The sequence below is a fragment of the Pseudacidovorax sp. 1753 genome, assembly GCF_040544975.1.
Taxonomy (GTDB): domain Bacteria; phylum Pseudomonadota; class Gammaproteobacteria; order Burkholderiales; family Burkholderiaceae_C; genus Xenophilus.
Genome location: NZ_JBEPKY010000022.1, coordinates 66,220 through 78,537, shown reverse-complemented (window position 1 = coordinate 78,537; position 12,318 = coordinate 66,220). Strand labels below are relative to the sequence as shown.

Genomic DNA, 12,318 nt, shown 5'->3' with positions numbered 1-12,318 from the left:
GACTGCCCCTGAGAACGCCGCTCATACGCCACTCACACGCCGCGCGCGCATCGCCCGCACGCGCAGGCCGCACGCAGCAACCCCGCAAACACGGCTGCCGGACCGTCTTCCGGCGCACATCTTCATCCACCCGAGGAGACACAACCATGCACAGCTCGAACCCATCCATCTCGCGCCGCGCCGCCACCGCCGTGGCCGCGGCCCTCGTCGCCACCGGCGCCGCCATGCCCCTGGCCGCCTGGGCCCAGGGCAAGGAGCCGGTCAAGGTCGGCCTGGTGTCCTCCAAGTCCGGCGTGTTCGCGCAGCAGGGCGAGGAGGTGATGCGCGCCGTCAAGTTCGCGGCCGACGAGGCCAATGCCAAAGGCGGTGTGGACGGCCGCAAGGTCGAGGTGGCCGAGGCCGACGACGAGGGCACGCCCGACGCCGGCCGCCGCGTGGCCGAGAAGCTGGCGCGCGAGGGCAACAACCTGCTCATCGGCTCGATCCCTTCGTCCATCTCGCTGGCCATCGCGCAGAACCTGGACCGCTGGGACGCCGCCTACTTCGTGGTGGCCAGCAAGTCCGACAAGCTCACCGGCGACACCTGCAAGCCGCGCAGCTTCCGCACCAACCACTCGGACGCGATGGACATCGCCATGATCAACGAGTGGGCCAAGGACCTGAAGGAAAGCACCTTCGCCGTGCTGGCCGCCGACTACGTGTGGGGCCGCGACTCGGGCGAATCGTTCAAGAAGGCCGTCGAGGCCAACGGCAAGAAGGTGCCGCTCTCGCTGTATGTGCCGCTGGGCACCAAGGACTTCTCGCCCTACATCGCGCAGCTCAAGAGCAGCGGCGTCGAGGCCATCTGGGTGGCCGAGACCGGCCGCGATGCCATCGCCTTCGTCAAGCAGGCCGAGGAGTTCGGGCTCATCCCCAAGACCAAGCTCATCGGCCATGCGCTGATCCAGAACTTCATGATCAACGCCACCGGCAAGGCGCTGGAAGGCACGCCCGGCAACACGGCCTACACCGCCACCATCGACAACCCGCGCAACAAGGCCTTCGTGACCGCGTGGAAGGCCAAGTTCAACCGCGTGCCCACCGACAACGAAGGCCAGGCCTACAACGGCATGCAGGTGATGTTCGACGGCGTGAAGAAGGCCGGCAGCGTCAAGCCCGCCGATGTGTCGAAGGCGCTGCGCGGCGCGCAGCTCGACACCATCTACGGCACCGTGACCATGCGCGCCGCCGACAACCAGCTGCTGCTGCCCAACTACGTGGCCCGCGCCAAGACGGTGGACGGCGCCATCGTGCCGGTGATCGAGCACGTCTTCCCGCCGTCGATCGTTCCCGCACCGTCGCCCGCCTGCAAGATGTGAGCGGCGCCGTCATGCCTTCCGCCACGGCCGACGACGCCCCCCGCCTGCCCACGCATGTACTCGTCACCGGCGCGGCCGGCGGCATCGGCCGCGGCATCTGCCTGGCGCTGGCCCGGCAGGCCCGGCGCGCCGGCAGCACCCTGCACATCAGCGCGGCGGCCAGCCAGCCCGGCGACAAGCTGGAGCGGCTGCTGGATGAGCTGCGCGCCGAGGGCATCACCGCCGGCGGCGTCACCGGCGACCTGACCCAGCCCGACGCCTGCCGCGCCCTCGTGGCCCAGGCGCAGGACGCGGCCGGCGACCTGGGCGCGCTGGTCTGCAACGCCGGTGCCTCCGGCCCGGGCCGGCTGGCCGACCTGACGGTCGAGCAGTGGGACCACACCTTCCACCTCAACGCCCGCAGCGCGTGGCTGCTGGCCCAGGCCGCCCGGCCGCAACTGGCGCGCACCCGCGGCAGCATCACCGCCATCGCCTCCATGTCGGGGCTGATGCCGCACCCGGGCTATGGGGCCTATTCCCCGGCCAAGGCCGCCCTCGTCATGCTGTGCCGCCAGCTGGCGCAGGAATGGGCGTCCGACGGCATCCGCGTCAACGCCGTCTGCCCCGGCATGATCCGCACCCCGCTGACCGAGGCCGTCTACCAGGACGACGCCACCCACCAAGCCCGCCGCGCCCTGGTGCCCCTGGGCCGCATCGGCACGGCCGACGACGTGGGCGAGGTGGTGGCCTTCCTCACCAGCCCCGGCGCCGCCTATGTGACCGGCCAGGCGCTGACGGTGGACGGGGGCGTGGCGGAACACATGCTGGGGATGATTCCGGGAAGGCCGGGGAAGGGGGCGTAGTGCGGCGGCCGAGCAGGGGTTGCGAATGCCGTGGCGTTACGCGACCGCGTTGTTTTTGATGTCAAAGCTGCCGACGACGGTCCCTGCGCTGCCTCCGGATGCGTTTTGCATCAGGTATTCCTGCTTGATCTTGGCAAAGGACAGGTGGATTTCTTCGAAATGACCGCCACCGCCGCCGCATGGGCTCACCTTCGTGATCAGCACGTCGGAAAGCGTGATTTTCATGAAGTCGAGCGGAAGGCCCCCTGCCTTTCTCAACGTCAAGACAGCCTGGGCGAAGCGCCTGCCAGCAAAGCAGGCCGTCATCAGCCCAGGGGACGCTCGATCAATGTTGTGGATCAGCTCCATGTCATGGGCCGTCGCTTTCGGAGCGCCGCCGCCCGAGCCGCTCATCATTCGTCCCTCCTGATGAACCGCCCAGCTCCACGACGTGATGTCTATTTCTCCGAGATGCTTGGAGTCCTGCGATTCACCGGTGATGCCGTCTATTTTTAGAAAGATATCCGAGGCCATTGATTTCCCTTGAGTTTAGCGAATTATTTTGAGCCAGCCGTAAAACCGGAATGCGAGGTACACGGCAATAGGAAACCAAAGAATGACCAACGAATTGATCGCCGTGAATTCCATCTCTTCCACGCCGATATAGTTCATCAGTCCGAAAATGTCCAGCCATCCTACGATTCGCAGCCAACCATAAAAGGTGCTGTCTGAGCTATAAATCAGCCATGCGCTGGCGAGCACGCCCGCTGGCCATGTGCAAATAAACAGCAGAGTGGCCAACGACGCGCGTACTGCCCTCGAGGTCAAGACCTTCATTCGGTCACCTCGACGACGCCGTATGCGAAGCCCGTTCCGTCGGGTATCGGCATGCGGACGGTCCCAAGCAGCCTCTTGCGCAGCCTGCTGAAGGCGGCTTTGTCGGAAAGTGTGATGCACCCCTCGCTGATATTCAGACGGCCATGCGGATGCAGCCGGAAGTTTCCCCTGCGGACGCCATTCACGAAAGTTTCGTCGTCGACCTTTCCATCGTCTCGGTACAGGGCGAACCATGTGGAATGATCGTTGTCGTTGACCCAGTCGACGGCGGATGTGTAAAGCCTGGAGAAGAATCCCCCGCTGCCTCTGTCAACGATGTAATACCTTCCCACAGGGAGAGGCCCCACGCCCGGCTTGTCAGAATAGTCGGCGTTGTTTTTGGAGCTTCCGTCCCTGCCCGAAAATGCGGCGAACTCGCCGACGCCTTCGCATCGCAGCGAAGACAGTTCACGTTTGTCCAATTTGAATTTGCAGTTGATAGGCATGCTGGGGCCTATTTTCTGCATTGCTTTTCATCAGAAAGGGCATGCCAAAAATGCTAGAGAGTTTGGGCGTTAAATATTTCCGGAAAAAACTGGAGTGATGCTGTCGAATTCGGTGCTGTAGGGGCGCGAGGGCACCGAGCGGCTGCGCCGACACTTGGCAGCGCGCGCTGAGGCCCGTCCAGCGCGACGGCACCGGCGAAGGCGCGCCGCGTTTATCGGGCGTAGGCGAGCCCTTCTTCCCAAGCCTGCGCCAGTTGCTCGCGCAGCGCCGCCGTCACGCGCGTGTCGCCTTTGGCCTCTTCCAGCGTCGCGCGCATGGCCTCTGCGATCCGGACCAACACTTCGGCGGGCTGCGCAACACCGCATACCCGGCGGCCAAAGTCCACCAACTCATCGGTCGTCGGATACGCCTTGGTCTGGTGCTTGCCCGCGAACAGCTTCAGCGCAAGGGTGCGGTCCTCCAACTCAGGTCCGCCCGGCGAGCGGGCGTACCTGTAGATGGAGGTCGTGACGACATCGAACATGGGCGCCAGCCACATCTCTTCGCGGGAGCGATAGAGCAATCCGAAGTTCTTGAGGTGCGCATCGCCGTTGTGGACCATGACGGAAAAGGCCACCTGCTCGAAGAAGCGATGCAGGTTGCTGCTGTGAAGCTGGAACTGACGCAGCAACTCGGCGACCCGCTGGTAGCTGCCCTGGTACTTGCGGTCCGACAGAACGTCGCGCACGCGCAGCCCCGCCAGCGCCGCAATGTCCTCGAAGCCAAGCCGCTCCACGGGGCCCTCCGCGTGGACGACCAGGTCGAAGCGGTCCAGAACCAGCATCTGCCCGTCGTCGGACAAAGCAAACGTCGGCACGTCGATGCCGGCGCGCCGCGCGGCGGTCAGGCACAGATATTCATTGGCCGCCAGTCCGGGGTAGGCAGGACTCGCCGCCTTGACGATGAGCGATGGGATGGGCACGGTCGGGCGGTCCGGCACCATGATCTTGGGCTGCATGCCTGCGATGCCCGCACCCGTGCTCAGGTAGGCCGCCACCAGCTCGCTGAACACCTCTGGCGTGTACGGGGTGCGCAGCAGTTCTTGCTTGCTCAGCGTGCGTGGCAAAGCGGGCGCGGCATGTTCCGGCAGGCTGTACCCGAGCCGCCCAATTCCGTTGCGCCCGACCAGCGCCAGCATGTGCATGGGCGTCATTGGCTGCTTGGGAAACAGCGCGCGGATCCTCATGAACAGGTCGCCTTCGGGAAGGTTCTGATCCATGGGCGGAAACAGGTCGCCGTCCTGCCAGGTCAGGCGCTCGCTGGGCGGCATCAGCAGGGCCACGGTGGGCTGCTCCGGCTCCGGCGACAGGTAGCGAAACTCGTACGTCGACGTCCGCAGCAACTGTCCCGCGTAGACAGCTTCTCCGATGGAGACGTCCAGCAGGCGAATCTTTTCAGGGAGCATCGTCGTCGTCCTGGAACCGCGCTGCGACTTCGCTGGCAGAGGGCAGCCCGGACCGTTCCAGCCGCAGTGCCAGGCCGAGTGCGCCCAACACGGCCAGAAGGGAGGACACGGTGGAGTCTTCGCCCGCTTCGAGCCGGTAGACCACTTCGCGAACCTTGCCCGCCTTCTCGGCGAGTTCGGACTTGTTCATGCCGAGCGCTTCGCGGTGTGCGCGCAACTGACGGCCAAGTTCGTCTGGTAGCCTGATTTTGTCAGTCATGGCTGACATCATAGGCTCGAACGCCGATTTCGTCAGTTATAGCTGACGCCATACGCTAATGTTGAGATAGGGAACTTCCTGTGCCGCTAGCTGGCGCAGGAATGGGCGGCCGACGGCATCCGCGTCAACGCCGTCTGCCCCGGCATGATCCGCACCCCGCTGACCGAGGCCGTCTACGAGGACGCCGCCACTCACCAGGCCCGCCGCGCCCTGGTGCCCTGGGCCGCATCGGCACCGCCGATGACGTGGGCGAGGCGGTGGCCTTCCTCACCAGTTCCGGCGCTGCGTATATGACCGGGCAGGCGCTGACGGTGGACGGGGGCGTGGCGGAGCACATGCTGGGGATGATTCCGGCGAGGCCGGAGAGGTCTTAAGAATGTTGGATATCCGGCAGATTCGATAGTGCTTCCTCTATGTAGGGAAGCAATGCTTTTATATTCAAGGAGCTAATTTTTCCCGCGCGCTGAATCATTTCTGCTTTTAGCAACTTGTTGATTGCTGAAAGCCAATCCTTTTCTATGGTCAGGTCCGAGTTGAACATGTCGTGAGCGTAGCGCTCCTTCAAAGCAAACCCTATCTGATTCCTGTCATCCGAAGACCCATTCATGAACTTGTTGATAAAATCTTCGGGCGCAATGAGATGCAAGATTGGAGTCCGATAATAGATATTTTCTTCGCTATTACTGTGTAAAATTCTCTGACAAAAAAGACGCGTGTCTGTTGTCATGAGCTGTAGAAGTTCTGCTGCTTGTGCTGGGAGGTGGCCTTTGAACGTCCGGCTTCGGCTTTCCTCTATATATCTCAAAAAGCCTCTGAAATCATCATCATCACTACTTGCAAATCCGAGGCCTGCGTACGCGTCGACTTCCAAACCAGTGGATCGAGCACCAGGATAGAACTCCGAGATATCCAGCTTACTCCAAAAATCGTCGATATATCCTTGTGCTTCCGAAATTATATTGGAAACGCTTTTTTGATATATTCCATTCTTGGAAAATTTAATAAAAAGTCCGACCACATGGGCTATTTCTCCGGCTGAACAAAATACACGGGAGTCCCAGTCACCTTGAACTTCAATCAAGACTTTTTCGAAGTCAACATCTGAAAGCCCCATCCCGTGCCAAAGCTTAACCCAAGACGGTTGTTGTTCTTTTTGAAAATATTTGCTATTGCGGATGGACTCATTGATTTCCGAAGAAGGGACGGATCCTGTTGAGAAGAACTTCTCCCATGTTGAAGTCTTTATAAGCTCTGGGTAAAGGTTAAGTCCGGAGTATTTTTTATATATGTCATGGAAAGGCTTGTTAGGATCCACTTCTCGTTGCTTACTGTAAATGTGCGAGAAGATATCGGGAATCAGTCTTCTCAGATCTTGCGGGGCCACCGTGTTCGTGCGCACTTCAAAAGAGTAAACCATGAAAATTGCAAGCAAATCTCTTGTTAGCTGCTTTAGCTGTAAAGCTTCGAAATGCAATTCCTGCAAAAGCCTAGCAAAATCCCACAATGTATGGCGAAGTACTCTAAGGTTCTTATAGTTGGAGTGTTCGTAAGCCTGAATGATTAATGCTCGATTTTCTTCAATTATTGATTTAAGTGGGGTGGTTTCTAACTCCGCGGAAAAAGCCTCTAAAGCGGATTCCAACTCTGGAACTACCTCGAAACTCCGACCTATGGTCTTTTCCTTGATTCTATTGCAGCTTAAATTAAGATCCTCTTGACTTTTCGCCAATTCTTTTTCGTTGGCAATAACTATTGATTTTAAGCCAGCTTGTTCAGTGAATTGGTTTATATAGCCTAGAATGTCAGTGGTAGCTATTGAGCTCCGTTCGAGGTCGTCGAAGATGAGTATTTTCTCTGCGGCAAGAGATACTCTGTCTAAAATACGATCATTAGGAATTCCGCCCGTAACGCTACCATCGTTTTTTCCGTCTGAGTCCAGATCGAAATTTATGGTTGTCTTAAGTGCTCCCCGTAATAAACGGTTTAAAATTCGTACTGGCTTCGATCCAAGCACTGGATGCAGTAGTCGGAAGAATTCGGATTCGATGTCGTCGAATGATTGAACCCCATAGAGACTTACATATAAGGCATGCTTTTCTATCTCGGGATGCATGCCAAGAAAATTCTTAATAAACCAAGTCTTGCCGCTACCCCAAGAGCCACTCAGAAGAACGGCATATCCAGGGGATTTCGGCAAATTACAGTAATATTTGAGAAATTCTCTTATATGATCGTTTTCCTTCATTCTGCTTTTCCCAAATGAGGTGTGTTGTACAAGACCAAATATGCGTATAGGATGCCCGAAGCTACGCGCAAAGGCAATGACGAAAAAAAAGCGCCTGGAGGCGCTTTTTTGAGTGTTGACGCGGATTAAACCAACAACGCATTCACCCTTCGCACATAAGCCGCCGGATCCTCCGGCAGCCCCCCCTCGGCCAGCAGCGCTTGGTCGAACAGGATGTTCGCCAGGTCATCGAAGTGCGCCTCGTCGCGCTCCAGCTTCTTGACCAGCGGGTGCTCGGCGTTCACTTCCAGCACCGGCTTGACCTCGGGGGCCTTCTGGCCGGCCTGCTTGAGCATGCGGGCCAATTGCGTGCTCATGCCGTGCTCCTGCACCACCAGGCAGGCGGGCGAGTCGACCAGGCGGGTCGTCACGCGCACGTCCTCGGCCTTGTCCTTGAGCGAGGCCTTCAGCTTTTCCAGCACCGGCTTGAAGGCTTCGGCGGCCTCTTCGGCGGCCTTCTTCTCGGTCTCGTCCTGCAGCTTGCCCAGGTCCACCGCGCCCTTCGCCACGCTCTGCAGCGGCGTGCCGTCGAACTCGGTCAGGTACGACAGCGCCCATTCGTCCACGCGGTCGGTCATCAGCAGCACCTCGATGCCCTTCTTCTTGAAGACCTCGAGCTGCGGGCTGTTCTTGGCGGCGGCCAGGGTGTCGGCGGTGATGTAGTAGATGGCCTCCTGGCCGTCCTTCATGCGCGCCTTGTAGTCGGCCAGCGAGACGGTGGCGGCGTCGCTGGTGGTCGAGGCAAAGCGCAGCAGCTTGGCGATGCGGTCGCGGTTGGCAAAGTCCTCGCCCAGGCCTTCCTTCAGCACCGAGCCGAACTCGGCATAGAACTTGGCGTATTTGCCCGCGTCCTCGCTGGCCTTGGCGGCGTCAGCGTCGGCCTGCTCGCCTTCCTTCTTGTCGACCACGTCGGTCACGCCGTCGGCGGCCGGCGATTCAGCGGGCGTGGCGGCGGCGGCCTTCTTGGCCAGGTCTTCCAGCATCGACAGCACGCGCTTGGTGCTGCCGTCGCGAATCGCCTTCACGTCGCGGCTTTCCTGCAGCAGCTCGCGGCTGACGTTCAGCGGCAGGTCGGCCGAATCGATCACGCCCTTCACGAAGCGCAGGTACGAGGGCAGTAGCGCCTCGGCCTCGTCCATGATGAACACGCGCTTGACGTACAGCTTGAGGCCGCCCTTGTGGTCGCGGTTCCACAGGTCCATGGGCGCCTTGGCCGGGATGTACAGCAGCTGCGTGTACTCGGTGCTGCCTTCCACGCGGTTGTGGCTCCAGGCCAGCGGCGCTTCGTAGTCGTGGCTGATGCTCTTGTAGAACTCGACGTACTGCTCTTCGGTCACGTCCTTCTTGGCGCGCGTCCACAGGGCGCTGGCCTTGTTGACGGGCTCCCACTCGCCGGTGGCGACCATCTCGCCGCCCTTGTCGTCCTCGCCTTCCTTCCACTCCTCCTTCTCCATCAGGATGGGCAGGGAGATGTGGTCCGAATACTTGCCGATGACCTGCTTGAGCTTCCAGCCGTTGAGGAATTCGTCGGCGTCCTCGCGCAGATGAAGGATGACGCTGGTGCCGCGCTTGTCGCGGGTGATGGTCTCGACCTCGAAGTCGCCGGTGCCGGTGCTGCTCCAGCGCACGCCCTGGTCGGCCGGCAGGCCGGCGCGGCGCGACTCGACCACGATGCGGTCGGCCACGATGAAGCCCGAATAGAAGCCCACGCCGAACTGGCCGATGAGCTGCGCGTCGGCCTTCTGGTCGCCCGACAGGCGGCTCATGAACTCGCGCGTGCCGCTCTTGGCGATGGTGCCCAGGTGGTCGATGGCCTCCTGCTGCGACAGGCCGATGCCGTTGTCGGTGATGCTCAGGGTGCGGGCCTTCTTGTCGAAGGCGACGCGCACTTCGAGGTTGGGCGCGTCTTCGTACAGGGCCGCGTTGTCCAGGGCCTCGAAGCGCAGCTTGTCGCAGGCGTCGGAGGCGTTGGAGATCAGCTCGCGAAGAAAGATCTCCTTGTTGGAGTAGAGCGAGTGGGTGACCAGGTGCAGGAGCTGGGCCACTTCGGCCTGGAAGGAATGGGTGTTCTTGCTCATGTCGTGCTGCTAAGTGGTTGAAATGCCGCCCAAAAACGGAAACGCCCCCAAAGCTTGGGGGCGGTGGGCGGATTATCAACCCCCCTGTCGCGGCCCGAATCGGCCGGACGGGGCAGGCGGTCCGACCGGCGCCAGGGCACCGGCGGAGCGCGCAGCGGCGCTCAGTTGAGCGGCAGCGAGGTCGACTGGCCGATGGCCTCGGTGCCGGCCGGGTGCGCGGCGGCGATGGCGTCGGCCTGGGCGCGGCTGCCGTCGCCCGGTTGCAGCAGGGCGGGCATCACGGTCGATTGGCCGACGGCCTCGGTGCCCACGGGATGGGCGGCGGCCATGGCGCCGGTGTTGACCTCGTCGCGCGACATCGTCGAGTTGAGCGGGGCCATGCCGGTGGACTGGCCAATGGCCTCGCTGCCGCCGCCGTTCCAGGCGGATTGGGCCCAGGCGCCCACGGTGCCGGTGGCCAGAACAGTGCCCAGTGCCAGGCCGGCGGCCAGGCGGAAGGTTGCAGGTGCGCGCATGTCGATCTCCTCGTTCACAACAACAGGGTGGGTCGCGCGCCGGCTGCGCCATGCTGGCCGGCGGACCCGCCTTGGGCCACTCTAGGTGGCGTTTCTGAGTTGGAAATGAGACGGCGACGGCATGTCGCCCAGGTGCACGCGGGCGCGCAGGCCGCTGCGGTGCTCCGGGCCGCGGCGGTTGATCAGTGCGATGCGCAGGCCGTGGCGGCGCGCCACGCTGGCCGCGATGGCCAGACCCAGCCCGCTGCCGCCGACGGCAGCGCCCGGCGCGCGGTAGAAGCGGTCGAACACGCGGGGCAGCACGTCCTCGGCGATGCCCGGGCCTTCGTCCACCACGTCGACGACCGGCTCGCCGGTGGGCAGGGCATGCAGCACGAGGTCCACGCAGCCGCCCGGCAGGCTGTGGCGCACGGCATTGTCGAGCAGGTTGTCGAACAGGCTGCGCAGCTCCACCGGCGAGCCTGGCCGCTGCAGCGACTGCAGCTCGGGCGCGGTGCGAAAGCCCAGGTCCACATGGCGCTGCTCGGCCATCTCGGAGAACTGGGCGACGGCGTCGCGCAGCAGCGGCACCAGGGGCACGGCCTCGGGTTGCAGCGGCTCGGCCGCCTCCTGCCGCGACAGGCGCAGCAGCTGGGCCTGCAGCCGCTGGGCGCGGGAGACGCCGGCCTCCAGCTGCGCAAAGCTCTGCCGGGCCGGGCCGTCGGGAATGTGCGGCCGCAGGTTGTCCAGCTGCAGGCCGATGGCGGTGAAGGGCGTGCGCAGCTCGTGCGCCGCATCGGCCACGAATCGCTGCTGCGCCTGCAGCGCCGCCCGCAGCCGGCCGAGCACGGCGTTGAAGGCCTGCACCAGCGGCCGGATCTCGGCCGGCACCCGCTCGGGCGGCATGCCGCGCGGGCTGCGCTCGTCCTGCGCGGCCACCTCGCGCGCCACGGCCCGCAGTGCCCGCGAGCCGCGCCACACCACCAGCCATTGCAGCAGCAGCGTGGCGGGCAGCAGCGCCAGGATCGGCAGGCCTTCGGCCAGCGCCCGCTTGAGCGAGCGTTGCTGGCGGAAGGCGCGGCTTTGCAGCACCTGCACCCGCAGCCGGTCGACACCGTCGGCCGGTGCGGTGTAGACGCGCCATCGCTGCTCGGGCAGCGGGCCGGTGCGCAGCTCCACGAAGCCCGGCTGGGCCTGCAGCGGCACGGCCAGTTCGGCGGAGGCGGCTTCCTGCTGCCGGCCATCGGGCGTCCACAGCTGCACGACGAGGGCGCCGCGGCGCGCAATGGCCTCGGCGTCGACGGTGGGCAGCTCGCGCACATGCCGGCGGCCGGCGTAGGACTCGGCCAGCGAGCGCATCTGGTCGTCGCGCAGGCCTTCGATGATGCGGCCGTAGACCGCGTAGGCGCCCCAGGTCGTCAGCAGGCCGGCCACCAGGTGCAGCATCACCAGCCAGCCCAGCAGCCGCCGGCCGAGCGAGGACGCGGGCCGGGCGCGCGTCGCGCTTTCAGTCGCGACCATGGCCAGGGGACGGGGGCGCGGCATCGGCCGGGGCGGCGCCCGGTGCTGCCGCCGCCGCGGCGCTCACGCGCCAGCCCAGGCCGCGCATGTTGCGGATCACGTCCGCGCCCAGGCGGCGGCGCAGGCCGTAGATGAGCACGTCCAGCGCGTTGCTGTTCACCTCGTCGTCCCAGCCGTAGAGGCGCTGCTCCAGCTGGGCCCGCGAGAGCACCGCGCCGGGGCGCTCCAGCAGGGCGTGCATCAGCGCGAACTCGCGCGCGCTCAAGGGCTCGTGCCGGCCGTCCGGCAGATGCAGCTCGCGCGTGGCCAGGTCGAGCTGCAGTTGCGGCGTGCCGATGCGGGGCTGCGCGGCGCCGCCATGGCGTCGGACCACGGCGCGCATGCGGGCGAGCAGCTCGCGCAGGGCGAAGGGCTTGGGCAGGTAGTCGTCGGCGCCGAGGTCCAGGCCGGCCACGCGGTCGTCCAGGCCGTCGCGGGCGGTGAGCACCACCACCGGCGTGCGGTCGCCGCGAGCGCGGGCACGGCGCAGCAGGGCGGTGCCTTCCTGCCCGGGCAGGCCCAGGTCGAGCAGCACGCAGGCATAGGCGCCATCGGCCAGGGCACGCTCGCCGCTGAGCCCGTCGGCCGCCCAGTCCAGCGACCAGCCCTCGCGCGCCAGGCCCTGGCGCAGGCTGGCCGCGATCATCTCGTCGTCTTCCACCAGCAGGGCGCGCATGGGGTGTCTCCGGGTCGTGCT

Annotated in this window: 12 protein-coding genes and 1 pseudogene; 3 read left to right on the top strand and 10 right to left on the bottom strand. The window is 63.8% G+C overall.

Annotated elements, in window-relative coordinates; genetic code table 11:
* Window positions 1-146: 146 nt before the first annotated feature.
* A complete protein-coding gene (locus ABIC63_RS24010) occupies window positions 147-1,358 on the top strand; it encodes an ABC transporter substrate-binding protein (protein ID WP_017757556.1) in 1,212 nt (403 codons plus the stop codon).
* A gap of 11 nt (window positions 1,359-1,369) precedes the next feature.
* Window positions 1,370-2,200 carry an SDR family NAD(P)-dependent oxidoreductase gene (locus tag ABIC63_RS24005; protein WP_354321645.1) on the top strand — a complete coding sequence of 277 codons (831 nt, stop codon included), beginning with the start codon at window positions 1,370-1,372 and terminating at the stop codon, window positions 2,198-2,200.
* Window positions 2,201-2,236: 36 nt separating this feature from the next.
* On the opposite strand, the gene ABIC63_RS24000 is transcribed toward ABIC63_RS24005, so the two are convergent.
* The 5 genes from ABIC63_RS24000 to ABIC63_RS23980 all read right to left on the bottom strand — a co-directional run bounded on the left by ABIC63_RS24000 (window position 2,237) and on the right by ABIC63_RS23980 (window position 5,205).
* Complete coding sequence (locus tag ABIC63_RS24000; RefSeq protein WP_294367700.1) at window positions 2,237-2,713, bottom strand: Hcp family type VI secretion system effector; 477 nt, start codon at window positions 2,711-2,713, stop codon at window positions 2,237-2,239.
* Between the two features lie 15 nt (window positions 2,714-2,728).
* The gene (locus ABIC63_RS23995; RefSeq protein ID WP_354321644.1) at window positions 2,729-3,016 is read right to left on the bottom strand and encodes a hypothetical protein; all 288 of its coding nucleotides are present in this window, start codon (window positions 3,014-3,016) and stop codon (window positions 2,729-2,731) included.
* The gene (locus ABIC63_RS23990; RefSeq protein ID WP_354321643.1) at window positions 3,013-3,501 is read right to left on the bottom strand and encodes a DUF2778 domain-containing protein; all 489 of its coding nucleotides are present in this window, start codon (window positions 3,499-3,501) and stop codon (window positions 3,013-3,015) included. Before ABIC63_RS23990 ends, ABIC63_RS23995 begins: the two co-directional genes overlap by 4 nt.
* Before the next feature lie 212 nt (window positions 3,502-3,713).
* Complete coding sequence (locus ABIC63_RS23985; protein ID WP_354321642.1) at window positions 3,714-4,946, bottom strand: type II toxin-antitoxin system HipA family toxin; 1,233 nt, start codon at window positions 4,944-4,946, stop codon at window positions 3,714-3,716.
* On the bottom strand, window positions 4,936-5,205 hold the full coding sequence (locus ABIC63_RS23980; protein ID WP_354321641.1) for a helix-turn-helix domain-containing protein: 270 nt from the start codon (window positions 5,203-5,205) through the stop codon (window positions 4,936-4,938). The genes ABIC63_RS23985 and ABIC63_RS23980 overlap by 11 nt, the downstream gene beginning before the upstream one ends.
* A gap of 90 nt (window positions 5,206-5,295) precedes the next feature.
* Here ABIC63_RS23980 and ABIC63_RS23975 point away from each other — a divergent pair.
* Window positions 5,296-5,579 (top strand): annotated as a pseudogene (locus ABIC63_RS23975) (SDR family NAD(P)-dependent oxidoreductase).
* Here ABIC63_RS23975 and ABIC63_RS23970 read toward each other — a convergent pair.
* From ABIC63_RS23970 to ABIC63_RS23950, 5 genes are all read right to left on the bottom strand, one after another.
* Entirely contained in the window at window positions 5,576-7,450 is a 1,875-nt protein-coding gene (locus tag ABIC63_RS23970) for a P-loop NTPase fold protein (protein ID WP_354321640.1), read from the bottom strand. The pseudogene ABIC63_RS23975 and the gene ABIC63_RS23970 overlap by 4 nt on opposite strands.
* A 125-nt stretch (window positions 7,451-7,575) precedes the next feature.
* Window positions 7,576-9,567: a molecular chaperone HtpG gene (htpG, locus tag ABIC63_RS23965; protein ID WP_354321639.1), complete on the bottom strand. Its 1,992-nt coding sequence runs from the start codon at window positions 9,565-9,567 to the stop codon at window positions 7,576-7,578.
* Between the two features lie 161 nt (window positions 9,568-9,728).
* Window positions 9,729-10,082 carry a hypothetical protein gene (locus ABIC63_RS23960; RefSeq protein WP_294367717.1) on the bottom strand — a complete coding sequence of 118 codons (354 nt, stop codon included), beginning with the start codon at window positions 10,080-10,082 and terminating at the stop codon, window positions 9,729-9,731.
* Between the two features lie 81 nt (window positions 10,083-10,163).
* A complete protein-coding gene (locus ABIC63_RS23955) occupies window positions 10,164-11,582 on the bottom strand; it encodes an ATP-binding protein (protein ID WP_354321638.1) in 1,419 nt (472 codons plus the stop codon).
* The gene (locus ABIC63_RS23950) at window positions 11,569-12,297 is read right to left on the bottom strand and encodes a response regulator (protein ID WP_354321637.1); all 729 of its coding nucleotides are present in this window, start codon (window positions 12,295-12,297) and stop codon (window positions 11,569-11,571) included. Before ABIC63_RS23950 ends, ABIC63_RS23955 begins: the two co-directional genes overlap by 14 nt.
* Window positions 12,298-12,318: the final 21 nt, after the last annotated feature.